Source organism: Streptomyces angustmyceticus, from assembly GCF_040701845.1.
Classification (GTDB): Bacteria; Actinomycetota; Actinomycetes; order Streptomycetales; family Streptomycetaceae; genus Streptomyces; species Streptomyces angustmyceticus_A.
On sequence record NZ_JBFBHQ010000003.1, the window covers coordinates 514,053 to 540,266 of the forward strand.

At 72.5% G+C, this 26,214-nt stretch carries 23 protein-coding genes; 12 read left to right on the plus strand and 11 right to left on the minus strand.

The window, feature by feature from the left end:
• Positions 1–28 precede the first annotated feature (28 nt).
• A complete protein-coding gene (locus AB0411_RS09675) occupies positions 29–919 on the plus strand; it encodes an amidohydrolase family protein (RefSeq protein ID WP_366416935.1) in 891 nt (296 codons plus the stop codon).
• Positions 920–940: 21 nt separating this feature from the next.
• Here AB0411_RS09675 and AB0411_RS09680 read toward each other — a convergent pair whose 3' ends face one another.
• The gene (locus AB0411_RS09680) at positions 941–1,507 is read right to left on the minus strand and encodes an NADPH-dependent FMN reductase (RefSeq protein ID WP_366416705.1); all 567 of its coding nucleotides are present in this window, start codon (positions 1,505–1,507) and stop codon (positions 941–943) included.
• A 609-nt stretch (positions 1,508–2,116) separates the two neighbouring features.
• On the opposite strand from AB0411_RS09680, the gene AB0411_RS09685 reads away from it, so the two are divergent.
• The 7 genes from AB0411_RS09685 to AB0411_RS09715 all read left to right on the plus strand — a co-directional run bounded on the left by AB0411_RS09685 (position 2,117) and on the right by AB0411_RS09715 (position 10,970).
• A complete protein-coding gene (locus tag AB0411_RS09685; protein ID WP_366416936.1) occupies positions 2,117–2,818 on the plus strand; it encodes a response regulator transcription factor in 702 nt (233 codons plus the stop codon).
• A gap of 193 nt (positions 2,819–3,011) precedes the next feature.
• Positions 3,012–4,607 carry a sensor histidine kinase gene (locus AB0411_RS09690; RefSeq protein ID WP_366416706.1) on the plus strand — a complete coding sequence of 532 codons (1,596 nt, stop codon included), beginning with the start codon at positions 3,012–3,014 and terminating at the stop codon, positions 4,605–4,607.
• A gap of 26 nt (positions 4,608–4,633) precedes the next feature.
• Positions 4,634–5,956, plus strand: a complete 1,323-nt coding sequence (locus AB0411_RS09695) for a glycosyltransferase (protein WP_366416707.1) — start codon at positions 4,634–4,636, stop codon at positions 5,954–5,956.
• Complete coding sequence (locus AB0411_RS09700; RefSeq protein WP_366416708.1) at positions 5,953–8,259, plus strand: ArnT family glycosyltransferase; 2,307 nt, start codon at positions 5,953–5,955, stop codon at positions 8,257–8,259. The genes AB0411_RS09695 and AB0411_RS09700 overlap by 4 nt, the downstream gene beginning before the upstream one ends.
• 198 nt (positions 8,260–8,457) lie before the next feature.
• On the plus strand, positions 8,458–10,056 hold the full coding sequence (locus AB0411_RS09705; protein ID WP_366416709.1) for an MFS transporter: 1,599 nt from the start codon (positions 8,458–8,460) through the stop codon (positions 10,054–10,056).
• 46 nt (positions 10,057–10,102) lie between these two features.
• Positions 10,103–10,228, plus strand: coding sequence for a hypothetical protein (locus tag AB0411_RS09710; RefSeq protein WP_366416710.1), 126 nt, complete (start codon positions 10,103–10,105; stop codon positions 10,226–10,228).
• Positions 10,200–10,970 (plus strand): TetR/AcrR family transcriptional regulator, encoded by a 771-nt coding sequence (locus tag AB0411_RS09715; RefSeq protein WP_366416711.1) that lies wholly within the window; start codon positions 10,200–10,202, stop codon positions 10,968–10,970. The genes AB0411_RS09710 and AB0411_RS09715 overlap by 29 nt, the downstream gene beginning before the upstream one ends.
• A 98-nt stretch (positions 10,971–11,068) precedes the next feature.
• Here the strand turns inward: AB0411_RS09715 and AB0411_RS09720 are convergent, their stop codons facing one another.
• From AB0411_RS09720 to AB0411_RS09730, 3 genes are all read right to left on the minus strand, one after another.
• On the minus strand, positions 11,069–11,911 hold the full coding sequence (locus AB0411_RS09720; RefSeq protein WP_366416712.1) for a YceI family protein: 843 nt from the start codon (positions 11,909–11,911) through the stop codon (positions 11,069–11,071).
• A 247-nt stretch (positions 11,912–12,158) separates the two neighbouring features.
• The gene (locus AB0411_RS09725) at positions 12,159–14,774 is read right to left on the minus strand and encodes an MFS transporter (RefSeq protein ID WP_366416713.1); all 2,616 of its coding nucleotides are present in this window, start codon (positions 14,772–14,774) and stop codon (positions 12,159–12,161) included.
• 11 nt (positions 14,775–14,785) lie between these two features.
• On the minus strand, positions 14,786–15,259 hold the full coding sequence (locus AB0411_RS09730; protein ID WP_366416714.1) for a MarR family winged helix-turn-helix transcriptional regulator: 474 nt from the start codon (positions 15,257–15,259) through the stop codon (positions 14,786–14,788).
• Positions 15,260–15,616: 357 nt separating this feature from the next.
• Between AB0411_RS09730 and AB0411_RS09735 the strand changes: the two genes are divergently transcribed.
• On the plus strand, positions 15,617–15,835 hold the full coding sequence (locus tag AB0411_RS09735; protein ID WP_366416715.1) for a hypothetical protein: 219 nt from the start codon (positions 15,617–15,619) through the stop codon (positions 15,833–15,835).
• Between the two features lie 384 nt (positions 15,836–16,219).
• On the plus strand, positions 16,220–16,624 hold the full coding sequence (locus tag AB0411_RS09740) for a hypothetical protein (protein WP_366416716.1): 405 nt from the start codon (positions 16,220–16,222) through the stop codon (positions 16,622–16,624).
• Between the two features lie 1,069 nt (positions 16,625–17,693).
• Here the strand turns inward: AB0411_RS09740 and AB0411_RS09745 are convergent.
• Positions 17,694–19,019 carry an amidohydrolase family protein gene (locus AB0411_RS09745; RefSeq protein ID WP_366416717.1) on the minus strand — a complete coding sequence of 442 codons (1,326 nt, stop codon included), beginning with the start codon at positions 19,017–19,019 and terminating at the stop codon, positions 17,694–17,696.
• A 73-nt stretch (positions 19,020–19,092) separates the two neighbouring features.
• Between AB0411_RS09745 and AB0411_RS09750 the strand changes: the two genes are divergently transcribed.
• On the plus strand, positions 19,093–19,644 hold the full coding sequence (locus tag AB0411_RS09750; protein ID WP_366416718.1) for a MarR family winged helix-turn-helix transcriptional regulator: 552 nt from the start codon (positions 19,093–19,095) through the stop codon (positions 19,642–19,644).
• Between the two features lie 82 nt (positions 19,645–19,726).
• Here AB0411_RS09750 and AB0411_RS09755 read toward each other — a convergent pair whose 3' ends face one another.
• The 6 genes from AB0411_RS09755 to AB0411_RS09780 form a co-directional block, all read right to left on the minus strand.
• Complete coding sequence (locus tag AB0411_RS09755) at positions 19,727–20,200, minus strand: VOC family protein (protein ID WP_366416719.1); 474 nt, start codon at positions 20,198–20,200, stop codon at positions 19,727–19,729.
• A gap of 268 nt (positions 20,201–20,468) precedes the next feature.
• Entirely contained in the window at positions 20,469–21,308 is an 840-nt protein-coding gene (locus AB0411_RS09760; RefSeq protein WP_366416720.1) for a hypothetical protein, read from the minus strand.
• Between the two features lie 660 nt (positions 21,309–21,968).
• Positions 21,969–22,805, minus strand: coding sequence for an RNA polymerase sigma factor SigF (locus AB0411_RS09765; RefSeq protein ID WP_026169669.1), 837 nt, complete (start codon positions 22,803–22,805; stop codon positions 21,969–21,971).
• A 190-nt stretch (positions 22,806–22,995) separates the two neighbouring features.
• On the minus strand, positions 22,996–23,805 hold the full coding sequence (locus tag AB0411_RS09770; protein WP_026169670.1) for an RNA polymerase sigma factor SigF: 810 nt from the start codon (positions 23,803–23,805) through the stop codon (positions 22,996–22,998).
• Positions 23,806–24,028: 223 nt separating this feature from the next.
• Positions 24,029–24,322, minus strand: coding sequence for a Dabb family protein (locus tag AB0411_RS09775; protein WP_366416721.1), 294 nt, complete (start codon positions 24,320–24,322; stop codon positions 24,029–24,031).
• Positions 24,323–24,453: 131 nt separating this feature from the next.
• On the minus strand, positions 24,454–24,594 hold the full coding sequence (locus AB0411_RS09780; RefSeq protein ID WP_366416947.1) for a hypothetical protein: 141 nt from the start codon (positions 24,592–24,594) through the stop codon (positions 24,454–24,456).
• 829 nt (positions 24,595–25,423) lie between these two features.
• On the opposite strand from AB0411_RS09780, the gene AB0411_RS09785 reads away from it, so the two are divergent.
• A complete protein-coding gene (locus AB0411_RS09785; protein ID WP_366416722.1) occupies positions 25,424–26,203 on the plus strand; it encodes a DUF2127 domain-containing protein in 780 nt (259 codons plus the stop codon).
• The last annotated feature ends 11 nt before the right edge of the window (positions 26,204–26,214 follow it).

Sequence of the window (26,214 nt, forward strand, 5' to 3'; positions counted from 1 at the left end):
AGCGAGCGGAGTCGTGGTGGTCGAGCGGATGGAAGGGCCCGGCGTGGTGGAGGGGGATGGGCGGGTCGGGGAGTTCTGGCGGGGGCTGGGGTTGCCGGGGCTGATCGATGTGCATACGCATTTCATGCCCGAGCGGGTGATGGCGAAGGTCTGGGCGTACTTCGACGCGGCCGGGCCGCTGGTGGGGCGGGCCTGGCCGATCGCCTACCGGTTCGAGGAGGACGAGCGGCTGGCGGTGCTGCGCGGCTTCGGGGTGCGGGCGTTCACGTCGATGGTCTATCCGCACAAGCCGGGGATGGCGCAGTGGCTGAACGGCTGGGCGGCCGACTTCGCGTCCCGTACGCCCGACTGCCTGCGGACCGCGACCTTCTTTCCGGAGGACGGCGCCGCGGCGTATGTGCGTGCCGAACTGGCGGGCGGGGCACGGGTCTTCAAGGCGCATGTGCAGGTGGGCGGGTACGACCCGGCCGATGCGCTGCTCGATCCCGTATGGGGTGCCCTCGCCGAGGCGGGAGCGCCGGTGGTCGTCCACTGCGGGTCGGGGCCGGTGCCGGGCAAACACACCGGGCCCGAGCCGATCGGGCGGCTGCTGGCCCGCCATCCCCGGCTGCGGCTGATCATCGCGCACATGGGGACGCCGGAGTACGCCGACTTCCTGGACCTCGCGGAGCGCTACCCGGCGGTGCACCTCGACACGACGATGTCCTTCACGGACTTCTCCGAGCGGATCGCGCCGTTCCCGCCCGCGGAACGCCCGCGGCTCCTGGACCTCGGCGACCGGGTGCTGTTCGGCAGCGACTTTCCCAACATCCCCTATGGGTACGCGCATGCGCTGGAGGCGCTCGCCCGGCTGGAGCTGGGCGAGGAGTGGCTGCGGGGCGTCTGTTACGGGAACGCGGCGCGGTTGTTCGGGGTGTGAGCGGGGGCCGGTTCGGCGGGGTCAGGGCCGTTCGGATGTGACGGGTGCGGCCGGGGCGGCGGCTGCGGCCGCGGCCAGGTGGGAGAGGGCCGTGCGCAGGTCGGCGAGGGTGGCCTCGTCCGTCACCCGTTCCGTGGTGGGGTCGATCTTCGGGCCGATGGCGGGGACCTCGCGGCAGGCGGCCGTGATGATCTCGCCGGTCATCATGCCCAGGGTCTCGCGGAGCTGGGCGTTGGCGTGAGCGCCGCCGGTGGGGAACGGCGAGGCGGTGACCACCGCGACCGGCCTGCCGACGCATTCGCCGCTGCTGACCAGCCAGTCGAGGGCGTTCTTGAGGACGCCGGGGACGCCGTGTGCGTACTCGGGGCTGACGACGAGCAGGGCGTCGGCCGTGGCGACCGCGGTGCGCAGGGCGGCGACGGGGGCGGGGGGCGTGGCGTCCTCGCCGTCCAGGTCGGGGTTGAAGTGCGGCAGCGCGCCGATGTCCGCGGTGGCGGTCGGGCCGTCCCAGAAGGCCAGTGCGGAGCGCAGGACCGCGCCGTTGGAGGAGCGCGCACGCAGGCTGCCGGAGAGGGCGAGGAGTCTCATGGGGTGACGGTATCCGCGGGATGCGGTGGGTGATCCGCGGACGTGGGATTCGAGGTGCGGGGCGGCGGCCGTACGAGGCGGGGTGCGGGGCGGGGACGCGGGCTCGGTGGGCGGTTGCGGAGGGCGCGTGGGGGTCCCGGAGCGCGGTGAAAGTGCTGGTCAGAGCGATTGTCAGTGGCAGGTGCGATGCTTAGGAAGTGGTGATCGACCTGGACCGCGCGGGGGGCGGCCCAGGTCGGTCAAGAGGCGGGCGGCCAGGGCCGGGTGGGGCTCGGGAGAGGTCCGGAAGGGGGCCGGCGGGCAGGCAGCGCGTCGGGTCGGCGGGCCGTTGGGCGGGGGCCAACGGAGGCCGGTGAGCGGTGGGGTGGGGAGAGGTGGGTGGGGCGGGGCGGGAGCCCCCCCCGGGGGGAGGGAGGGGGGAAGAGCCCCCCGGCCGCGGCGCCGAAGCACGGGGAATTCTCAGGAGATTCACAGAAAGGCGCAAGGACGCTTTCACGGGAGCGGGTCAGGCTCACCGGCATGACCGTGACTTCGTCGTCCTCAGCGTCGCTTCGTCTGCCGGCTTCGGCCTCCTCCTCCCGGGGCGCGCCCGGAAAACAGCCGGAGCTGTTGCGGCCCGACGGCAGCCCGGTGCGGGTGCTGGTCGTGGACGACGAGTCCTCGCTCGCCGATCTGCTGTCGCTCGCCCTGCGCTACGAGGGGTGGGACATCCGCTCGGAAGGGGACGGCGCGGGAGCACTGCGCTGCGCCCGTAGTTGGCGGCCGGATGCGGTGCTGCTCGATGTGATGCTGCCGGACATGGACGGGCTGACGGTGCTCGGACGGCTGCGGCGCGAACTGCCGGACGTGCCGGTGCTGTTCCTGACCGCCAAGGACGCGGTCGAGGACCGGATCGCCGGGCTGACGGCGGGCGGCGACGACTACGTCACCAAGCCGTTCAGCCTGGAAGAGGTGGTGGCCAGGCTGCGGGGGCTGCTGCGCCGGGCCGGGGCGGCCGCCGCGCGGAGCGAGTCGCGGCTGGCGGTGGGCGATCTGGTGCTCGACGAGGACAGCCACGAGGTGTGGCGGGACGGGCAGGAGATCCATCTGACCGCCACCGAGTTCGAGCTGCTGCGCTATCTGATGCGCAATCCGCGGCGGGTGCTGAGCAAGACACAGATCCTCGACCGGGTCTGGAGCTACGACTTCGGCGGCCAGGCCAACGTCGTGGAGCTGTACATCTCGTACCTGCGACGGAAGATCGACGCGGGACGGGCACCGATGATCCACACCCGGCGCGGCGCGGGCTACCTCATCAAGCCGGGTGGGTAGGCCGGTGTTCCGCACCCCGTCCGCCGGTCGGTCCGGGCCGGGTGTCCCGGCCACTCCGGTCGCCCCGGCCGCCGCAGTCCGCACGCCCGCCCAGGCACCTTCTGCCGCCTCCGCCCCGCCCCTCACGCAGACCCCCGCGCCGAGCCCCGCCCCGAGCCCCCGCCGCCGGTGGTCGCTCCGGACCCGGCTCGTCGTGTCGGCGGTGGCGCTGATCGCGGTCGTCGGCGCCGTCATCGGCACGGTGACGACCATTGCGCTGCACTCCTATCTGCGCGGGCAGTTGGACCGGCAGCTGAAGGACTCCGTGCACCATGCCCAGGCCCCGCGGCCGTTCGATCCGCGGCGTGCGCAGGGCCTCGACTTCGTGGCGATGGGGGGCCAGCCCCTGGAGACGGTGGGGGCACGGTTCGGGCCCGACGGCATGGCCAAGGACGGTGCCAGGCTGAACAAGTCGACCAAGCGGCTGCCCGAGGACCGGCTGGCGCCGCTGTCACAGGGGCAGGTCGCGGCGCTGAACGCGGTGCCGCGGGACGGCCGGCCGCACACCGCCGAACTGCCCGGGCTCGGTGACTACCGGGTGGCGTCCGCCGGTGACGGCTCGCTGGTGCTCGGTCTGCCGCTCGGCAACGTGGAGGACACGGTCAGCCAACTGGTGGTCATCGAGGAGTGTGTGACGGTCGCCGGGCTGATCGCAGCCGGCATCGCGGGCTCCACCATGGTCGGCATCGCCCTGCGGCCGTTGCGGCGGGTCGCCGCCACCGCCACCCGGGTCTCCGAACTCCCGCTGCACCAGGGCGAGGTGGCGCTGCACGTCCGGGTGCCGGCGTCCGAGTCTGACGGCCGTACCGAAGTGGGGCAGGTCGGCGCGGCGCTGAACCGGATGCTGGGGCACGTCGGCTCGGCGCTCTCGGCGCGTCAGGAGAGCGAGACGCGGGTGCGGCGGTTCGTCGCCGACGCCAGCCATGAGCTGCGTACGCCACTCGCGTCGATCCGGGGCTATGCCGAGCTGACCCGGCGCGGGCACGAGCAGCCCGGGCCGGAGACCCGGCACGCCCTGGGACGCATCGAGTCGGAGGCGGAGCGGATGACGGGGCTGGTGGAGGACCTGTTGCTGCTCGCCCGGCTCGATGCGGGGCGTCCGCTCTCGTGCGAGAGCACGGATCTGTCGCCGCTGGTGGTGGATGCGGTGAGCGACGCGCGGGTGGCGGGGCCCGGCCACCGGTGGCGGCTGGAGCTGCCCGATGAGCCCGCGCTGGTGCACGGCGACGGCGGGCGGCTGCACCAGATCCTGGTGAATCTGCTGGCCAATGCCCGTACGCATACGCCCGAGGGCACGACGGTGACGGCCCGGGTGCGGGTGGCCGGTCGCACGGCCGGTGGTCCTGCCGGGCGTCCCGCCGAGGGTGGTGCCGCCGGTCGTCCTGCCGGTTCCCCCGACGGAGTGCGGCTCGAGGTGCAGGACGACGGGCCCGGTATCCCGGCCGCGCTCCTCCCGCATGTCTTCGAGCGGTTCGCGCGCGGGGACGCCTCGCGTTCGCGGGCCGCCGGGAGCACGGGACTCGGCCTGGCCATCGTGCAGGCGGTGGCTGCCGCGCACGGAGGCACGGTCGGGGTCGACAGCGTGCCGGGACGGACGGTCTTCACGGTGACGCTGCCGACGGCGGGGACTTCCGCACCGACGCCGACCGCACCGACGCCCACCGCACCGAAGGCGACCGCACCGAAGGCGTCCGTGCCGACGACACCGGATCCCTCACAGCCGGGACACAGGCTCAGCACACCGATGTGACAGGGCGGTTGGCGAGTGTCGTCGGCATGACGACGACACAGCCGCCCGGCACCCCGCTGGGCTCCCTGCCGCCGCGCGAGCATCTGCGGCTCGGGCAGATCACCACCGTCCTCGACGTGGTGATCCCGGTCCACAACGAGGAGCGCGACCTCGAACCCTGTGTGCGGCGGCTGCACGAGCACCTCGCCCGCACCTTCCCGTACGGCTTCCGCATCACCATCGCCGACAACGCGAGCACGGACCGTACGCCCGAGGTCGCCGCCCTGCTCGACGACGCTCTCGACGAGGTGACGGCGGTACGGCTGGAGCAGAAGGGGCGCGGGCGGGCGCTGCGCACCGTGTGGTCGCTCTCCGAGGCGCCGGTGCTGGCCTACATGGACGTCGATCTGTCCACCGACCTCAACGCCCTGCTGCCGCTGGTCGCACCGCTGATCTCCGGGCACTCGGATCTGGCGATCGGCTCCCGGCTCAGCCGCAGTGCGCGGGTGGTGCGCGGCCCGAAGCGGGAGTTCATCTCGCGGATGTACAACCTCATCCTGCGCGGCTCGCTCGCCGCCCGCTTCTCCGACGCGCAGTGCGGCTTCAAGGCCCTCCGCGGCGATGTCGCCGCCCGGCTGCTGCCGATGATCGAGGACACCGGCTGGTTCTTCGACACCGAGATGCTGGTGCTCGCGGAGCGGGCCGGGCTGCGGATCCACGAGGTGCCGGTGGACTGGGTCGACGACCCCGACAGCACCGTGCAGCTCGTGCGGACCGCCACCGACGACCTCAAGGGCGTCTGGCGGGTGGGGCGGGCGCTGGCGACCGGCGCGCTGCCGCTGGACCGGCTCGCCCGGCCGTTCGGGGACGATCCGCGGGACCGGGAGCTGTCCGGGGTGCCCGGCGGCCTGGCCCGTCAGCTCGTCGGCTTCTGTGTCGTCGGCGGACTCAGCACCCTGCTCTACCTCGGCCTGTACTCGCTCCTCCGGCTCGGGGCGGGGCCGCAGGCCGCCAACGCCGTGGCGCTGCTGCTGTCGGCGCTGGCCAACACGGCCGCCAACCGGCGGCTCACCTTCGGGGTGCGGGGCCGGGACCGGGCGGTCCGCCACCAGGCCCAGGGGCTGGTGGTATTCGCCATCGGACTGGCGCTGACCAGCGGCTCCCTGGCCGCCCTCGACTCCACCGGCGGCGACGCCTCGCACGGCACCGAACTCGCGGTGCTGGTCGCCGCCAACCTCGCGGCGACCGTCCTGCGGTTCCTGCTCTTCCGCGCCTGGGTCTTCCCGGACCGCGAGCGGCGCGACGACGCCGACGGACCGCAGCCGCAGCCTTCGCACGATCACCACGACCTGACCAGGAGCGCTCGATGACCCCGCACCCGCCCGCTACGCCGGCCCAGCCGTCGTACCGGCCCCCGTCCACGCCGCACGGAGGCCCGCCGGGCCCGGCCGCCGTTTCCCCGGCGGCCGCGGACCCCGCCGCCCCTCCGCGCTGGGCGCGGCCCGCGCTGTTGGCGTTGTTGCTGGTCACGGCCGTGCTCTACCTCTGGAGCCTGTCCGCATCCGGCTATGCCAACCAGTTCTACTCGGCCGCCGTACAGGCCGGCAGCGAGAGCTGGAAGGCGTTCTTCTTCGGCTCCTCCGACGCGGCGAACTCCATCACCGTCGACAAGCCGCCGGCCGCGCTGTGGCCGATGGCGCTGTCCGTACGGCTCTTCGGGCTCAGCTCGTGGGCGATCCTGGTGCCCCAGGCGCTGATGGGCGTGGCGACGGTCGGGGTGCTCCACGGGGCCGTCCGGCGCCGGTTCGGCGCGGGGGCCGCGCTGCTGGCCGGCGGGGCGCTCGCCGTCACGCCGGTCGCGGCGCTGATGTTCCGGTTCAACAACCCGGACGCGCTGCTCTGCCTGCTGATGGTCTGTGCGATCGCCGCCGTCCTGCGGGCACTTGAGGACGGCCGCACGACGTGGTTGGTGCTGGCCGGCGTCTGCTTCGGTCTGGGGTTCCTCACCAAGACGCTGCAGGCGTGGCTGATCCTGCCCGCGCTCGCCGTGGTCTACGTCTTCTGCGCGCCGGTCGCGCTGCGCCGGCGGCTGTGGCAACTGCTGCTCGCGGGGCTGGCGATCGTGGTGTCCGGCGGCTGGTGGGTGGCCGCCGTCGAGCTGTGGCCCGCGGCCTCCCGCCCGTACATCGGCGGCTCGCAGCACAACAGCTTCCTGGAACTGACCTTCGGCTACAACGGCTTCGGGCGGATCACCGGCAACGAGACCGGCAGCGTCGGCGGCGGTGGCCGTCCCGGCGGCGGCGGCGGTGGCGGATGGGGGGAGACCGGCATCACCCGGCTGTTCTCGTCCGACATGGGCGGGCAGATCTCCTGGCTGCTGCCCGCGGCGCTGGTCCTGCTGGTCGCGGCCGTGTGGGTGCTGCGGCGGGCCCGGCGTGCGACCGATGCCGAACGGGCCGGGCAGCAGGCGGAGTTCCTGGTGTGGGGCGGCGCGCTGCTGATGACCTTCACGACCTTCAGCTTCATGTCCGGGATCTTCCACCAGTACTACAACATCGCCCTGGCCCCGTACATCGCGGCGCTGGTGGGGATGGGCGCCGGGCTGTTCTGGCGGCGCGGCGGGCGGGCCGCCTCGCTCGTGCCGGCCGCGGCGGTCGCGGTGACCGCCGGCTGGTCGTTCGTGCTGCTGAACCGGTCGCCGGGCTGGCTGCCGTGGCTGCGCTGGACGGTCCTGGTCCTCGGCGCGCTGTCGGTGCTGGGGCTGCTGCTGTCGGCGCGGACGGGAGCGCCGGTACGGGAGGGAGCCCCGTCCGGGGACGGGGCGTCCGCGCGGCCGACGCTGCGGAAGGGCCCGGGCCTTGCGGTGCTGGCGGCCGGGCTCGGAGTGGTGACGGCGCTGGCCGGGCCGGTCGCGTACACGCTCAACACGGTCGACACCCCCAAGGGCGGGTCGATCATCACGGCCGGTCCCGCGGTGCGGGGCGGCATGGGCGGTCGCGGCGGCTTCCCCGGCGGCCGGCCCGGGATGTGGCGCGGCGCCCAGGGCGGCACCAAGGGCGGCGCGCCGGGCGGACGGGTCCCGGGCGGTCCCCTGGGCAACAACCCGGCCGGCAAGCAGGGCACCAACCAGGCCGGCAAGCAGGGCACCGGACAGGGCAACGGTCCCGGAGCCTCCCGGGGCCGGTTCCCCGGGCAGGCCGCCGGCGGCGGTCGGCGGGGCGGTCGGCAGGGCTTCCCCGGCGGCCCGGGCGGCCTCGGGGAGCGGGGCGCCGGGCGGATGGGCGGCATGGGGGGCCTGCTCAACGGCAGCAAGGTGAGCGCCAAGGCCAAGGCCCTGCTGGAGAAGGACGCGGACCACTACACCTGGGCCGCCGCGGCCATCGGCTCGCAGAACGCCGCGAGCTACCAACTCGCCACCGAGAAGCCGGTGATGGCGATCGGCGGCTTCAACGGGAGCGACCCGTCGCCGACCCTCGACCAGTTCAAGAAGGACGTCGCGGAAGGGAAGATCCACTACTTCATCGCGGGCGGGCAGGGCGGCCCCGGCGGCGGACGCGGCGGTCCCGGCGGCGGCCGGGGCGGCTCGTCGAAGATCACGTCCTGGGTGGAGAAGACCTTCAAGAAGGTCACCGCCGGCAGCGCCACCTTCTACGACCTGACCCGGAAGGCGTGACCCGGAAGGCGTGACCCCCGGGGGCGCGACCGGGGAGCGTGACCCGGCCGGCGCGCTCGCGCCGCCGGCCCGCCGCTCCGGCCGCGCCCCCGCCCCGCTTCCCCGCCCCGCTCCCCCGGCTGGCCGAAAGGGAAATGTACGGCGTATAGCGCGCCCTGTACGGTGTAAGTCACCGCTCGCACCGTACAGGGAGCCCGTATGACCTCCGTGGCCTCCGATGCCACCTCGGCCGGCCTCCGGCCGCCGGGGAAGCCCGCCGCCCGCTGGCTGATCCTCGCCGTCATCTGCCTGGCCCAGCTGACGGTCGTCCTCGACAACACCGTCCTGAACGTCGCCATCCCCTCCCTCACCGGGAACCTGGGCGCGACCACCGCCGACGTCCAATGGATGATCAACGCCTATTCGCTGGTCCAGTCCGGTCTGCTGCTCATCGCGGGCAACTCGGCCGACCGCTACGGCCGCAAGAAGATGCTCCTCGTCGGCCTGGCGCTGTTCGGTGCCGCCTCGCTCGGCGCCGCCCTCGCCCAATCGCCCGGTCAGCTCATCGCCGCCCGCGCCGGCATGGGCATCGGCGGGGCGCTGCTGGTCACCACCACCCTCGCCGTCGTCATGCAGATCTTCGACGACCAGGAGCGCCCCCGGGCCATCGGCATCTGGAGCTCGGTCAACTCCCTCGGCTTCGCCGCCGGCCCGCTGATCGGCGGTGCACTGCTGGACCACTTCTGGTGGGGCTCGCTGTTCCTGGTCAACCTCCCCGTCGCGGTGGCCTCGCTGGCGGCCGTCGCCGTCCTCGTCCCCGAGTCCACCAGCCGCGGCGAGCGCCTCTCCCCGGCGGGAGCGGCCCCGGCGGAGCGGGCCCCCGTCGACCTGCCGGGGGCCCTGCTGTCCATGATCGGCATGGTCGGGGTGGTCTTCGCGATCATCTCCGGGCCGCTCCACGGCTGGCGCTCCGGCCAGGTGCTGGTCTCCGCGGCCGTCGGCGTCGCCGGGCTCGCCGTCTTCACGCTGTGGGAGCTGCGCGTCCCGCACCCGATGCTGGACATGCACTTCTTCCGCAACCGCCGCTTCATCGGCGCCGTCTCGGGCGGCATCCTCGTCGCCTTCGGGATGGGCGGCTCGATGTTCCTGCTCACCCAGCACCTGCAACTCGTCCTCGGGTACGGCCCGTTGGACGCGGGGCTGCGGATGGCGCCGCTCGCCGTCACCGTCGTCCTGGTCAACTTCACCGGCCTGGGCGCCCGGCTGATCCGCCGGTACGGCACCCCCGCGATGATCGTGTCGGGTATGTCGCTGCTCGCGGCCGGGCTCGCCGTCGTCTCCCTGCTGGGCGGCACCGGCTACGGCGGCATGCTGAGCGGCCTGGTCGTGATGGGCGTCGGGGTCGCGTTCGCCATGCCGACGATGGCCAACGCCATCATGTCCGCGATCCCGCCCGCCAAGGCCGGAGTGGGGGCCGGCGTGAACGGCACCCTGATGGAGTTCGGGCAGGGCCTCGGCGTCGCCGTCCTCGGCGCGGTCCTCAACTCCCGCTTCGCGGCGCTGCTTCCGCTGGTCGCCGCGGGTGCCGGGTCGCTGCCCGCGGCGCTCGCCCGGACCCGTACGGACGCCGAACGGTCCGCCGTCCACGACGCCTTCGCGTCCGGCATCGGCACCAGCCAGCTGGTCGGCGCGGCCGCGGTGTTCCTCGGCGGGCTGCTCGCCGCCGTCCTGCTGCGCCGGGCGGAGCGCGACGGCGCGGACGCGGCGCGGCCCGCCCCGCCCGCCGGCGCGCAACCGGCCGCCGCCGCGGCGGAATAGCATCGGCTCGGTATGTGATCGTGAACGGCGCGTACCGGCGGCGCGTATGACACCCGTACGTGCCGTCACCGATGACGACACCTACGCCGACCTCGACGACGGCACCCACGACGTCGAAGACGCTCAGGACAGGGAGGGGCGCCATGGCAGCGACGGACGAGCGCGCCGGTAAGCGGCCGAACAGCGTCTGGCTGACCGAACGGCCCCCGCTCAAACGGAAGGCGGAGCAGCCGGCCGGACTCGACCTCGACAAGATCGTCGCGGCGACGGTCCGGCTGCTCGACGCCGAGGGCCTGTCGAAGTTCTCGATGCGCCGGCTCGCCGCCGAGCTCGGCGTCACCGCGATGTCCGTGTACTGGTACGTCGACACCAAGGACGACCTGCTGGAACTGGCCGTCGACGCGGTGGCCGGCGAAATGGTCCTGCCCGACGAGTCGGACGCGGACGCCGACTGGCGCGACCAGCTGCGCACCCTCGCCGTCGGCTACCGCGACATGCTGCTGGGCCACGCCTGGGCGGCCCGGCTGCTGGGCGAGTTCCTCAACATCGGCCCGTATTCGACGGCCTTCTCCAACGCCACCCAGCGGGTGATGCGCCGCAGCGGCCTGGCCGCGGACCGTACCTCCGGCGCGCTGGCGTCCCTCTTCCACTTCGTCTACGGCTTCTCCACCATCCGGGCCACGCACGAGGCCCGCTGCCGGGCCGTGGGCATGAGCCTGGACGACTACTTCGAGCAGGTCGTCGCCGCGCTCTCGGACCGGCCGGAGTTCGCCGAGATGCTGGAGCCGTCCACCCGGGCCGACCACGTCCGCCAGGGCCGCAGCGCGGTGGAGATGCTCGACCGGGACTTCGCCTTCGCCCTCGACCTGCAGATCGCGGGGATCGAGGCGATGCGGGACCGGCCGGGGCACTGACGGCGGCAGGCCCGGCCGGGACACCGGCACGACGAAGGCCCCGGGCTTCACGGCCCGGGGCCTTCGTCGTGCCCGCCGGTGGGTGCAAAGGAGATGCCTCACCCCATCGGCAGGGTCTCCCCCTGCACCGCCTGGATGTCCAGCTCGACCTTCAGGGTCGTGCCGATCGCCGCGATACCGGCCGCGACGACCTGGTTGTAGTTCATCTTGAAGTCCTCGCGGCGCAGTTCCGCGGTGGCGCGGAACGCGGCGCGCACCCCGCCCCAGGGGTCGGGGCCGGTGCCGAGGTAGCTCAGCGAGAGGTCCACCGGGCGCACCACGCCGTGCAGCGACAGCTCGCCGTGCACCGTCCAGCGGTCCGGGCCGGCCGGCGCCAGGCCCGAGCTGCGGTAGGTGATCTCCGGGAACTCCTCGACGTTCAGGAAGTCCTCGGAGCGCAGGTGTCCGTCGCGCATCCCGTTGCCGGTGTCGATGGACGTGGCCTTGATGGCCGCCTCGACCCGCGAGGCGCCGAGGTCCTCGGCGATCTCGATCCGGCCGCTGAACTCCGTGAACCGGCCGTGCACGCTGGAGATCCCCAGGTGCTGGGCGACCGCGGCCACCGTCGAGTGCATCGGGTCGATGGTCCAGGCCCCGGGCGGCGGCAGCTCGGCCCCGCCCTGCCGCGCCAGGACGACGCTGCCGACGTCCATCCGGCCGCTCTGCGTCACGATCGCGCTGGAGGCGACCGGGGCGTAGCCGACCGCCGTCACGATGACCGTGTACGGCCCGGCGGGCAGCGGCTGTTCGCTGCGGATGGTGCCCTCGTCGTCCGCCGCGGCGCGCAGCACCTGCGCGCCCGTCATGTCGGTGACGGTCAGCACGGCGTGCTGGACCGCCCAGCCGTCGCGTGTGCGGACCTGCGCTCTCAGTCCCGCAGCTCCCGCGCCCGTCGAAGTCATTGCCTCTCCCGTTTCTTGCTGGTGGGTGCCCCGTGCTCGCCGGCTCCCCGCGCCCGGCCGGAGCCGGGAGCGGGGGAGAGCCGGGAGCCCGGGGGTCGGGCTCCGGACGGCGGCGTGCAGGCCGTCCCCTGCCTGTGCGCAGCGCCGCCGCCGGAGCCCTCGGGTCCGGTCCGGGGCGCGTCTCCGCTCAACACGCGCCCCGGTCCGGGGTATTGCTCCCGGGGTGGATCCCCGGGGCCGGGGTGTTTCAGTCCCCGGGGTGCGCGAGTTCGACGTCGTAGCCGTCGACTCCCTGGGCACCGACCGCCAGCCCGGTGGCGACGGGCGGGTAGCCGCTCGCGATGACCGTGTAGTCGCCGGCGTCCAGGTCGGTGAAGCCGTAGGCGCCGTCCTCCCCGGTCGTCGAGGTGGCCACGACGTTGCCCGCCGCGTCCACCAGCGTGACCCGCGCGTCGGGCAGCGGCCGGGCGCCGCCCGGGCCGCCGGCCCGCACGATGCCCTGCACCCGCGCGCCGGACAGCAGCTCGATCTCGATCCGGGTGGTGCCCTGGCCGCCGATCTCGACCGGCAGGGCGGCCGGGCGGTGGTTCGCGGCGTTCACCGCGACGGTGAAGGTCCCGGGCGCCAGCTCGTCGAAGGCGAAGTGGCCCTCGGCGCCGGTCGTTCCGGTGGCCAGCACCTCTCCGCGGACGTCGGTGACGACGACCATCGCGCCCTCGACCGGCGCGCCGGTGGCCGCGCTGCGGACCTGCCCGCCGAGGCCGCTGGTGCCGCTGAGCAGGATGTCGTAGCCGTAGGGCTGGTCGCCGACGACGACCGTGGACGCCTGCGGCTGGTGGCCGTCGGCCGCGGCGATCAGCACGTACGAGCCGGCGCCGGGGGCGTCGAGCACGTACGAGCCGTTGGCCTGGGCGACCGCGCGGCCCAGCTGACGCCCGCCGAGCGAGATCAGCGTCACCGCGGAGCGCGGTACGGGGTGGCCCTCCGCGTTGCGGACGAAGCCGTGGATCGCGGAACCGGCCGGGGTGGCGTCACCGCCGCCCGCCGAGGCGTACGCCGCCAGCGGCCGGGTGGCCGTCGCCGCGGCCGGCTGCGCCCAGGAGGGGGTGTGCGCGTCGTCGTCGGTGGCCACCGACGGGGCGCCCACCAGGGCGGGCTCCAGGTCCTCTACCGGTGCCGCGGCGGCGGCGAGGTCCGGGACGGCGGCATCCGCCGCCGGGGTGGCCGCCGGGGCGTCCGCGGCGGCCGCGGCCTCCGCGCTCTGGGACAGTCCGCCACGCGTCTTCAACGCGACCTCCTTGATGAACAGGGTGAAGAGGAAGGCGAGCAGCGCACAGGGCGCCGCGTAGAGGAACACGTCGCCGACACCGTGACCGTAGGCGCTCTCCATGACGGTGCGCAGCGGCGCCGGGAGGGAGTCCAGGTCGGGGATGCCGCCGCCGCTGTTGCCGGCGCCGTGGGCGGCGGCCTTGGCGGCCTTCGGGCCGAGGTCGGCCAGCCCGTCCTTGACGTAGTGGGTGACGCGGTTGGCGAGCACCGCACCGAGGGCCGAGACGCCCACCGCACCGCCGAGGGAACGGAAGAAGGTCACGACGGACGAGGCGGAGCCGAGGTCCTGGGGTGCCACCTGGTTCTGCGTGGCGAGCACCAGGTTCTGCATCATCATGCCGATGCCCAGGCCCATCAGGCCCATGAAGACCGCGATGTGCCAGTACTCGGTGTCGTAGCGGATGGTGCCCAGCAGGCCGAGACCCGCGGTCACCAGCACACCGCCGGAGACCAGCCAGGCCTTCCACCTGCCGGTCTTGGTGATGACCTGGCCCGAGACGGTCGACGAGATGAACAGGCCGCCGATCATCGGGATGGTCATCACGCCGGACATCGTCGGCGACTTGCCGCGCGCCAGCTGGAAGTACTGGCTGAAGAAGACGGTGCCGGAGAACATCGCGATACCGACGAACAGCGAGGCCACCGAGGCCAGGGTGATCGTCTTGTTGCGGAACAGCCGCAACGGGATGATCGGCTCCTTGGCCTTGGTCTCGACGAAGACGAAGACGGCGCCGAGCACGACCGAGCCGCCGACCATCGCGGCGGTCTGCCACGACATCCAGTCGTACTTGTCACCGGCCAGCGTCACCCACACCAGCAGCAGCGAGACCGCCGCGCTGATGAAGAAGGCGCCCGCCCAGTCGACCTTGACGCCCTCGCGCTTGACGACGGGCAGCTTCAGGGTCTTCTGCAGCACGATCAGCGCGATGATCGCGAACGGCACACCGACGTAGAAGCACCAGCGCCAGCCGAGCCAGTCGGTGTCGGTGATGACGCCGCCCAGCAGCGGGCCGCCGACGGTGGCGACGGCGAAGGTGGCGCCGAGGTAGCCGCTGTACCGGCCGCGCTCGCGCGGCGAGATCATCGCGGCCATCACGATCTGGGCCAGGGCGGACAGGCCGCCCACGCCTATGCCCTGCACCACGCGGCAGGCGATCAGCATGCCGGTGTTCTGCGACAGACCGGCGACGACCGATCCCGCCACGTAGATGATCAGCGCGAACTGCACCAGCAGCTTCTTGCTGAACAGGTCCGAGAGCTTGCCCCACAGCGGGGTGGTCGCGGTCATCGCCAGCAGCGAGGCGGTGACGACCCAGGTGTAGGCGCTCTGCCCGCCGTCGAGGTCGTGAATGATCTCGGGCAGCGCGTTGGAGACGATCGTCGACGACAGGATGGCGACGAACATGCCGAGCAGCAGCCCGGACAGCGCCTCCATGATCTGACGGTGCGTCATAGGGGCTCCGTCGGAGGCGTGGTGTCCGCCTCCGTGCCTGGCGTGGCCGCCCCGCACACCGGCTGGTGTGGTCGTAGCCATGTAGTTCCTTTTCATCCTGCGGGTGTACGGGTGGTGGAGTCGTGATGCGCCCTGGTGCGGCAGTCGCCGAAGCTCGTACGGAGCCTGGCGAGCAGTTCGACGAGGTGTCCGACATCGGCGTCGGACCAGTCGTCCAAGTACCGGGCGAGCGTGGCGGTGTAGCGCTCGGCGAGCTCCTCCAGGAGCGCGGTGCCGCTCGGCGTCAGGCGCAGCAGCCGCGACCGCTTGTCCACCGGATCGGGCTTGCGCTCGATCCACCCGCGCTCGGCGGCGTGGGCGACATGCCGGCTGGTCACCGACATGTCGATGGCGAGCAGCTCGGCGAGCTGGCTCATCCGCATCTCGCCGTGCCGGTCGAGGAGGGTGAGCACTCCGGCCGAAGCCGGCGGGCACTCCTGGGGCAGCATCCGCCCCATTTCGCGCTTGACGGCACCGATGGCGCTGAGTTGCCTGGCCAGCTCCTCGTACTGACTGTGGGCGGCCACGGGTTCCTCCACGCATCCATCGCACATCGCATCAACATCTTTTGTTGCTTCGGGCAACCATAAACAAGGTTGGTTGCTGAAGGCAAACGAATCGTCCAGGCTTGAAGTAAAGGGAGGGGAAAGTCTGCGTCGGCAATTGGTCAATCGGGGCGACGCGGCGCGTAAAGGTGCAGGTCGGCAGCCGGATGGCGGGCCCCGGCCGATACCGGCCGGTAGCGGGACACCCCCAGACGACCCGCCCGCACCCCCGCCCACGCCCCGTACCCGGCCCGACCCCGCTCCGTAGGCGCCGTCCCGGGCGTCCCGTGCGCGCCCCAGGGGTGCCCCCGGGCGCCCGGTTCGCTAGGGTCCTTCCCCATGGCGACCAACCCGCAGAACCAGGCCGGCGGCAACTACGACCCGGCCGGCAGCACGCAGATGTTCCGGGCCTTCGTGGACGAGGGCGGCACCCCGCAGACCGGCAGCCGCCGCGCCCCCGCCCCGCAGCAGTCCGCCGGTCCCCGGGTGGGCGTCATCATCGGCGTGATCATCGCGGTCCTGGTCGTCGCGGGCGCGGCCTGGCTGGCGCTGGCCTGAACCCCTCCTCAACGCACGGGCCCGGCATCGCGATGCCGGGCCCTTACTGGTTTGCACTGCTTTTCCTCCACCTCCTGCGCAGCCCGTGCGCACCGGGTCGGGATTCCTCGGTTGATGCCATTCCGGAGCCGTCTGTGCCGATATCTCCGCCACTTCTCTGTGTCCATCTCGGAATTCCGTGGATATTTGGCGTGCGGAGGTCCGGTGGGAAATAGCGGAGGTGTCAGCAGTGGGTGCGCATGCTGGGGAGGGTCCGTTTTGGCCAAGCGAATGTGGCCAAAAATGCCCCGTCGTGAACTTGCCCGGTACCGGGCTGTCGTGTTGAATTCGAACAGGCTTCCGCGAGGGGGCCGTGACCGTCATTGCTTCATAGGGGGAGATGTAGTGAATTACGCAAGAGTCGTTGCTGTGGCGGCCGGGGTCCTGCTGTCGAGCAGTGTGGGCGCCGGCGTCGCGATGGCTGCCTCGACCGCTGCTCGACCGGACTTGGAAGTGAACGTGGGCCAGCTCATCGACTGGGACCCCACGAAATTCCCGGGTAAGAAGTGCGTCACCAGTCCCGGCGTCAAGGTGTGCTATGACCGTAGCGCCGACCAGGTCTACGTCCTCAACCGAGTGAAATCCGCTCCTGCTGGTTGGTGGAATACTCCGAAGCGTCGGGGTCAGTGCATCAACAACCACGGTAAGGGGAAGTGGGTCGTGTGCCAGAAGGATTTCCCCGAGGGTCAGAACATCACCATTTGGACGCCGTGGGACGGTAAGCACTACAAGGTGACCACGCGCACGTGATCAACGAAAGCGGAATCCACTTCGAGGTTCTGCCTTTCCCCCAGCGGTAATTGCAGCCAGTCAGGTCTGTGTGCCGAGGCTCGGCTCGCCCCGTGCCCCGCCCGATGTGGACGGGGCACGGGGCGGATCCGGTGCCGAGGGAATCGAGGCCGGCCCCGGGCCGGTCTCCTGGCCGCCCGCTCTCCGCCCGTTACGCGAGGCGCTCGCCCGGCCGGCCTCGACACCAGGGCCCGCCGGCAAGACGGCGGAGAGGTAACACCATTGCCCGTCCGGGACGACCCGGGGCAGCAGCCGCATCATTCCCTCACGAGGCCACCGCCGTCTCACGCAGGAATGCCTGCCCGTGTCGCGGCCGGCGCCACCCCGGAGCCCGCGGCCGTAGCCCCAGCAGTCGGCCGGCCCCCGCGTGGGCCTCATCGTCGTCATGCCGGCCGTATGGGGCGCCGCCTGGCCCGCGCTCCTGAGCACTTCCTCCACGCACCGGGCCCGGCATCGCGATGCCGGGCCCTTGGCCTGTCCGCCCAGGTCACGTCGTGCGCCCGGTCCCGCTCTCCGCGCTCGGCGGCGCGCCCCACAGCGCTGCCCACTGCCTGTGGACACAGCGGCGGAGTTCCCGGGCGGTCCCGTCCCCCGGCCCGTTCGGCGGTTCGCTCGGCCGGGTGCCGGAGCAGCTCCTCGCCGGGGACGAGCGGAGCCTCCTCCATGGCGTCGGCGAACCGGCCCGCCGCTGCTCACCGCCCGGCCCGCCAGGCCACCCCTCCAGGCATGCGCCGCCCGCTGGGGATTGGTCCGCGCCACCGACTTCAGCCGCGCCTATCGCGCCTCATCCGGCACCAGGCTCTCCACAGCCACAAGTGAACTCATTGCCAACACAGTTGTGCACGCTGAGCTAACAACTCACCCGTCACATCCGACATCATGGAGGAGCCGCCGGACAGTCCCTAAGGGCTGTCCCGGAATCCCTGGCGGATGCACGACGACGGCTTCGGCAGGTGCCCGGCTCTCGCCGGTAGGAGCCCCCGCGCGGCCGACGCCGTGCGCTGATCCACCAGGGATTACGGGACAGCCCTTAGGGACTCGACGCCCCGAGGCGTTCGGTCGTGCGGTGGGCCTCGGCCAGTACGCCGCCGAGGTTCTCGTACAGCAGCCGCCCGTCGCGCTTGACCGTCCGCCCTGCCACCAGGACCGTGTCGATGTTCCCGGGGTGTGCGGCGGTCACCACCGCGCCGACCGGATCGTGGGTCACCGGGGCGAGGTTGACGGCGTCGGCGCGCAGCAGGACGAGGTCGGCGCGCTTGCCGACGCCCAGTGAGCCCACCTCGTCGCCCAGGCCGAGGGCCGTGGCGCCCTCCGCGGTGGCCATGCGCAGCACGTCGGCCGCCGTGACCGCGGACTCCTCCGCGGCGGTGTCACCGTCGAAGTGACTGCTCATCAACGCGGCGCGCATCTGCGAGAACATATCGCCCGCCGCCGAGGTCACCGCGTCAGCGCCCAGCCCCGTGGTGACGCCGGCCCGGCGCAGCCGGCCCGCCATCGGCGCGCCGAACCGCATCGACGCCTCGATCGCCGGCGTGATCGCCACGGCTCCGCCGGACTCGGCGATCAGCCGCAGCTCGGAGTCCGGCAGCGAGTTCCCGTGGACGTACAGGGTGCCGGCGGTGAGCAGCCCCTGTTCCCGCAGGGCGGCGATCGGCCGCTCGGCCACCGGCCCGGCGCTCACATGGACCGCGACGGGCAGCCCCAGCTCGCGGGCGAGCAGCCAGTCCTCCCGCACCGCCTCCGGCGGCGTGAAGGAGGGGCCGACCGGGGCCAGGGCCATCGTGACCAGCGCGTCGCGCGACGCGAAGTGCGTGGTGCGGGCCTTGCGCACCCAGTCGGCCTGCCGGGCGGTCTCGTCGAAGACGGGGTAGCCGTAGCCGAAGACGGCCCGGATGCCCGCTTCCCGCAGGGCCTCGACGGCGGCCGCGGTGTGCTCCGGCGAGTACTGGACGTGGGAGAAGTCCTGGACGGTGGTGATCCCCGCGTCCAGGCACTCCAGCGCCCCGAGGAGGTTGCCGGTGTACACGTCGGCGGGTGTGAAGCGGCCGGCCAGGTCCCCGAGGATCCGGCTGAAGTAGCCGTCGAGGCTGGCGCCGACCGCGGCGGACCGCAGCACCCCCTGCCACAGGTGCCGGTGGGCGTCGACGAAACCGGGCAGCACGATCATCGTGCGGGCGTCGATCACCGCCAGGCCGGCGTCGGTGTCGTCGAGCGGCAGATCGCGGCCCACCGCGGCGATCCGGTCGCCCTCGACGAGGACATCGGTGTGCGGGTGGACGACGGGGTGGGGGGCGGTGTCGATGACCAGGCCGCCGCGCAGCAGCAGGCGCGGTGCGTGGTGGTGCTCGATACCCATGGCGCATCACCTTCCACACGTTCGGAAGAAAGCTTTATAGAAAGCTATCATGGTGGTGATCTATCCTGCCGAGGTGACTGCGGCATCCGGACCGGCCCCCGACCCCGTCGATGCGCTGCTGAGCGCCTGGCGGGCCGAGCTGCCGGATGTGCTCCGCCCGAGCACGGAACTGTCGAAGCGGATAGCGCAGCTCGCCGCGGCCCTGGACGCGGCCACCCGCGGCGTGCTCCCCGACCTCGGTCTGACCGTCGCCGAGTTCGACATCCTCGTCGCCCTGCGCAGGTCCGGCGAGCCGTACCGGATGAAGCCGAACGAGCTGGTCCGCGTGCTGCTGCTGTCCTCCGGCGGCCTCAGCAACGTCGTCAACCACCTCGCCGGCCGCGGACTGGTGGTCCGCGAGCCCGCACCGGACGACGGTCGCAGCACCATGATCCGGCTGACACCGGACGGGGTGGGCACCGCCGAGCGCGCCGTCCGCGCCCATGCCGACGCCCATGAAGCGGTCTTCGCCCAGGCGTCCCCCGCCGCCGTGCAGGCCGCCGCCCGGGCGCTGCGCGAAGTGGGCGTCCAGCGCCGCTCCGTGCCGCGCCCGCTGCGGGCGGGACGGAACCGCAGCCGGTCCTGAGGCGCCGACGGCCCCGGCCGGCACCCGGGGGGCGGGTGCGGGCCGGGGCCGGCTGCCGGAAGAGTGGCCCGGGGCGCCCGGCCTACGCCTGGTCGGCCGCCGCCTGGAGGGCGGCGATGTCGATCTTCTTCATGCCGAGCATGGCCTTCATGGCGCGGGCCGCGCGCTCCTGGTCCGGGTCGTTGAGCAGCTCCGCCATGCCGCCGGGCGCGACCTGCCAGGACAGGCCGTACTTGTCCTTCAGCCAGCCGCAGGGGCCCTCCTCGCCGCCTTCGGAGAGCTTGGTCCAGTAGTAGTCGATCTCGTCCTGGTCGGCGCAGACGATCATCAGGGAGATCGCCTCGTCGAAGGTGAACTCGGGTCCGCCGTTGATCGCGGTGTACTCCTGGCCGTCGAGCGCGAACTCGACCGTCAGAACGGTCCCCGCAGGGCGCGGGCCTGCCTCGTTGTAATAGGTGACGTTGTTGATCTTCGAGTTCGGGAACACCGAGCAGTAGAACTCTGCGGCTTCCTTGCCCTGGGTGTCGAACCACAGGTTGGGGGTGATCTGGGGCATGGTCTCTCCCTGGGACGGGGTCGCTGCCGGCGGCTGCGTCTGTGCCTCTTCAGACCGTGCCACCGGTCGGAACTCATCGCCCTTCGGGAAATTCTCCGGGGTGGCCGGTTCGGCCCGCTGTCCGGCTCGCCTTCCGGCCGTCTTCGCCGCGTCCGCCGGCTCGTCCCGGGCCTTGTTCTCCAGGGGCGAGTTTCAGCCACTGACGGGCCCGGCTGGCAGGCGGCGCGGGGCGGGCCGGCCCCCTGCCGACCGGGCCGCCCGCGCCCCCTCACTTCCAGGTGAAGGTCACGTCCTCGGTGTCGAGGTGCATGCCCGGCGGCACCCGCCAGCTGTCCACGCACACCCGCCAGGTGCCGGTCTTCTTCTTGCCCGCGGCGAGCGGCAGCGGAAGGGCATGGGTGGAGGTGCGGGTGGCCCAGTCGATGCCGAGGGCACCGATGATGTGGGTGCCGAAGGTGACGGAGCCGGTGGTGACGGGGCGGTCGCCGTTGTTGAGGAAGTCGAGGGTGACCTTCTGGCACCAGCGGACGTCGGTGCCGGCAAGGGCCGGCTTGCCTATCAGGAGGCCGCCGGGGGCGCCCGGACCGGGCGGGATGGTGGGGGAGGGCGGTTCGGGGGCGGGGGAGCCGTGTGGCGGGGTGGAACCTCCGGGGTGGGTGGGGGAGTTGGGTGCACTCGGCGAGGCCGGGGGCGTGACGCCGCCGGGGCCGTGGCCGGTGTGCGCTCCGGCGGGCGGCGCGGAGGTCGCGCGCGGGGCGCCGGACGCGCCGGGCCTGCCGGGATCGCCTGCGCCGTCGGCCTCGTCCGCCGTGCCGGGTCCGGTGGCGGAGCCCGCCCCGGACGAGCCGGCACGCGCACCGCCGCCCTCGCCGTGCCCCTCGCTCCTGCCGTCCCCACTGCCGCTCCCGCGGCCGCCCGCGCCGTCCAGCGGCGTCAGCTCGACACCGCCCTCCGGCGGCACGCCCCGGGACGGCGCACGTCCCCCGGCGGGGCCTGCCGCGCCCACCGCGACATACCCCTCGCCGTCCGCGCTGCCGCAGCCGGCCAGCAGGGAACCCAGGCACAGCACGGCCGCGCAGGCGGCGGCCACAGTCGTCGTCCGTCGCATCGGGCCAGTGTTGCTGACGGTACGTCAGGTGTACAGGGTCAGGGCGCACGGCCGAGGTCTGTCCGGATCGCAGCCCTCACGCGACCGGAAACCGTCCCGTGCAGCCCCGCACCAAGTCCCCGCGCGAAAGGCTGCGTTCAGATCCCGCGAGGCCGTCAGCCGCAGGGAGCCATGACGACGGCAGGGAAGGCGCCCGCGAAGGCGGCCGGAGGAGACGGCTGCACAGGCGGCAGTGAAGGGGGTCGCAAATACGGTGGTCGGCCGACGCCGCGGGCCCGCGCACGGGTCGCCCGCACGAGGTGCGCGGACGGGGCGCACGATTGACGCGCCCGTACGGGCCGTATGAATGATCCGCCCGAAGGGGGCATATGGCCGACGCCGCACGAAGGGCGCCGCATGACCGGCGGGGGGCGTGGCGAACACGAACGACCCTCGCCGCATGACCAACGCCGCATGAAAGGCGGCGGGTCCACGACGACGCGCGCAGGGCAACGCCCGCATGCCCACGCGCGAACGAGGCCGTACGACCGGGCCGTACGACCGGAAACACACAGCTGGGGCGGGCGCCCTCCGCGCCACGCCCCCGCGTCCCTCTCCGCGTCCTTGCAACTGTCCGCCGAGCGGCACGGAGCGCCTTGCGGCCCCTCGGCGGACCGTTCCTCAGTCGGAGATGAGTCCCTCGCGCAGCTGCGCCAGGGTGCGGGTGAGCAGGCGGGAGACGTGCATCTGGGAGATGCCGACCTCTTCGCCGATCTGGGACTGCGTCATGTTGGCGAAGAAGCGCAGCATGATGATCTGCCGCTCGCGGGCCGGGAGTTTGGCCAGCAGGGGCTTGAGGGACTCGCGGTACTCCACGCCCTCCAGCGCGCTGTCCTCGTAGCCCAGGCGGTCCGCGAGGGAGCCCTCGCCGCCGTCGTCCTCGGGGGACGGGGAGTCGAGCGAGGAGGCGGTGTACGCGTTGCCGACGGCCAGGCCGTCGACGACGTCCTCCTCCGACACCCCCAGGCACAGGGCCAGTTCGGGGACGGTCGGGGAGCGGTCCAGCTTCTGGGAGAGCTCGTCGCTGGCCTTGGTGAGGGCGAGCCGGAGCTCCTGGAGCCGGCGCGGGACGCGGACCGACCACGAGGTGTCGCGGAAGAAGCGCTTGATCTCACCGACCACGGTCGGCATCGCGAACGTCGGGAATTCCACGCCGCGTTCGCAGTCGAAACGGTCGATCGCCTTGATCAGGCCGATGGTGCCGACCTGGACGATGTCCTCCATCGGCTCGTTGCGGCTGCGGAAGCGGGCGGCCGCGTAGCGCACCAGAGGGAGGTTCAGTTCGATGAGCGTGTCACGGACGTACGTACGTTCCGCGCAGTCCTTGTCGAGCGAGGCCAGCCGCAGGAACAGGGAGCGGGAGAGCGTGCGGGTGTTGATGGCGTCGTCGTCATGCACGTGTGGTGCGGGCGCGGGAATCGCGGGAAGCACCTTCGAGCTGCCCAGTTCTACGGACATGCCACCCCCTTGAGGTCGCGGTCGGGTCGCTGCGGCGTCCTCGGACCGGGGCGGACCGAGGAGTGATTCCTCCACCTGAATACCGGAGGCAGCGCTACGGCAAACGCGGTTCCTGCAGAATGTCACATGTCGGCAACACGCTGTAGCGCCTTGTCGACATATCTGTGCAGGATCGGGTCGCTCGTCCCGGCTATGCGTCGATCCTGTTTGCGGATCGCAGTCGGGCGAAGCTCCGCGACAGTAGCCGCGACACATGCATCTGCGACACCCCCAGCTCCGCACTGATCTGTGACTGCGTCAGATTGCTGTAGTAACGCAGCAGAAGGATCCGCTGCTCGCGCTCGGGCAGCTGGACCAGGAGGTGCCGCACGAGGTCGCGGTGCTCGACGCCGGCCAGCTCCGGGTCCTCGTAGCCGAGGCGGTCGAGCAGGCCGGGCAGACCGTCGCCCTCCTGGGCGGCCTCCAGCGAGGTGGCGTGATACGAGCGGCCCGCCTCCAGGCAGGCCAGCACCTCGTCCTCGCCGATCTTCAGCCGCTCGGCGATCTCGGCGGTGGTGGGGGAGCGGCCGTGCAGCACCGTCAGGTCCTCCGTCGCGCCGTTGACCTGCACCCAGAGCTCGTGGAGGCGGCGCGGTACATGGACCGTGCGGACATTGTCTCGAAAGTAGCGTTTGATCTCGCCGACGACGGTGGGCATGGCGAAGGTGGGGAACTGGACGCCCCGGTCCGGATCGAACCGGTCGATCGCGTTGATCAGGCCGATGGTGCCGACCTGGATGACGTCCTCCATCGGCTCATTGCGGCTGCGGAAGCGCGCCGCGGCATAGCGGACCAGCGGCAGGTTGGCTTCGATGAGTGCGGCACGGACCCGGGTGTGCTCGGGGGTGCCGGGCTCGAGGTCCGTCAACTCCGCGAACAGCACCTGCGTGAGCGCCCGCGTGTCCGCGCTACGGCTCTCGCGGGATGGAGCCTTGGGCGCAGTACGGGCCGTCACGGTCACGCCACCCTTCACAGTGCATGTATCCGGCAAAAGCGGTCATAGCATCACAAGACATGTGCACTGTGTGCAAGCACCCCATAACGCCGTGTTGAACAGAGAGTTGGGGCGGGTGCGGGCCGGCCGGGGGGCCGGTGGGCGCCGGTGGGCGCCCGGGGGTACGGCGAAGCCCCCCGGCCGCGGGGGACGGGGGGCTCGGCGGAGCGGGGGGCGGCGGTGCCGCGGCTCAGAATTCGTAGTCGGCGATCACCCAGGTGGCGAATTCGCGCCACTGGGCGGCGGCCGCCTGGTGGGCCGGGTGCTCGATGTAGCGCTTGAGGGCGTCCGTGTCGGCGACGGCGGAGTTGATCGCGAAGTCGTAGGCGATCGGGCGGTCGGTGATGTTCCAGGCGCACTCCCAGAACGCCAGCTCCGGAATCTCGCCCTCCAGCGCCCGGAAGGCGCGGACGCCGGCCTGCACCCGTTCCTCGTCGCGGGAGACACCTTCGTTGAGCTTGAACAGGACCAGGTGGCGGATCACTGGGGGCCTCCGTGCGGCGGACGGGGCGCAGCCGGGAGGTGTGCCGGCTGGCCGGATCTGGGGCGCCGGCCGATCGCGGGCCGGTCCGTTCCCCGGGCGGCTCCGATGCCGCCGGCCGGGCCGGGTGGTCCCTACTTGATCAGCTGCGTCATGAACTCGCCGACGCCCTGCGCGGCGGACGAGATGCCCTCGAAGCCTATCTGGACCATTTCGGCGGCCCGCTGAGGGGAGGTGATGATCGTGTACAGCACGAAGACGATGATCATGTACAACGCGATCTTCTTCGCCTGCGCCATCAGTCCCGTCTCCCCTACGCAGTCCCCTACGGCAGTGCCTGCACTTCCCGGTTGCAGTCGGGCGAGTGTAACCACACGTGTTCGATCACGGGAGTCGCGCCCACGGGTCCGCCGCGGCCGCCCGCCGGCCGCGCCCCGCGATCCGGCACTGATCCGGACTTTATGGACCAAAGGCCTGCCAAAGCAGGCCCTTTGCCTGCCTGTTGGGACAGAACACCCAGGCACCATGAACGAGGTGGCCCGTTGGGTCTGGCAGGAATCCACGGGCCCCGGGACCAGGGCCTCACTGCGGGGTCCGCGCCGTGTCCGTCCTCGTGACGGCGGCGCGGACCGGGAGGTCCGGTCCGCATCGGGGGGAGCGGGGTCATCCCCCGACACCGCTCCCGACCGACAGAAGCCCCGCCTCCGCGCCGCCCCTGGATTCCACGGGGGGTCCCAGGACACGGCCGGCGGCGGGGCTCCGTCGTGCGCGACGGCCCGGGCGCGTCGTACCCGGCGGCGGCCGCCGCACGGAATCCTGCCCGGTGCCCGCACGGAGCCCCCGCCGGTGCCCGCACCCCCGCCTGCGCGACCCTCCGCCCCGCGTCTGCAACCACGGGGAAGGCCCGCCGCGTCTCCCACCTCGTACGACTCCTGCGACTGCGGTGCCCGTGACGCCCTCGGACGTCCTGCGCCCCGGAGCGCCCGGCCGGCGTGCGGCGCGGCCGGCCGCGCGGCATGCATCATGTACGCGTCACAACGCGGCAGCGCGCCGCGTCGCGGCATGCGGCCGCGGGGGACGACGAAAGGAACACAGGCGCCAACGATGAAGATCGACTGGGACCGGCGTACCTGCGCGCGCCGCGGGCACATCACCTACCTCCCGCACGAGGAGCACCTCCGGGACAAGCTGCGCGCGGACACCGCTCTCGGCGAGGCCTGGCGCTGCCTGCGCTGCGGCGACTTCGCCCTCGGTGCCCCGCACGGCTCCGGTCCGGCCGCCGACGCCCCGCTGGTCGCGCGCGGCAAGGTCCTGCGCGATCTGTTCGTCCTGCGGTTCCTGGCCGTCGAGCGGGCGGTGCGCGGAGTGTTCATCGTGCTGGCCGCGCTCGGCGTATGGCAGTTCAGCAACCGCAAGGACGCGGTCCGCCGGTTCTTCGACGAGTACCTCGCCGTGCTCCGCCCGGTGGCCCGGCACTTCCACTACGACCTGGACCACTCACCGGTCGTCGGCACCATCCAGAAGACCTTCGGCTACCGCCACTCCACCTTGCTGCTGGTGGCCGCGCTGCTGCTGGTGTACGCCCTGGTGGAGATCATCGAGGGCGTCGGCCTGTGGCGCGCCAAGCGGTGGGCGGAGTACCTGACGGTGGTGGCGACGGCGGCCTTCCTGCCGCTGGAGATCTACGAACTGACCGAGAAGGTGAGCTGGCTCAAGATCGCCACGCTGGTGGTCAACATCCTTGCGGTGCTCTACATCGCGCTCACCAAGCGGCTCTTCGGGCTGCGCGGCGGCCGCGCGGCCTTCGACGAGGAGCGGCACAGTGCCTCTCTTCTGGAGGTCGAGACCTCGGCCGGAGTGCCCGCCACCGCCCATAATGGCTGAACGCTCGATCC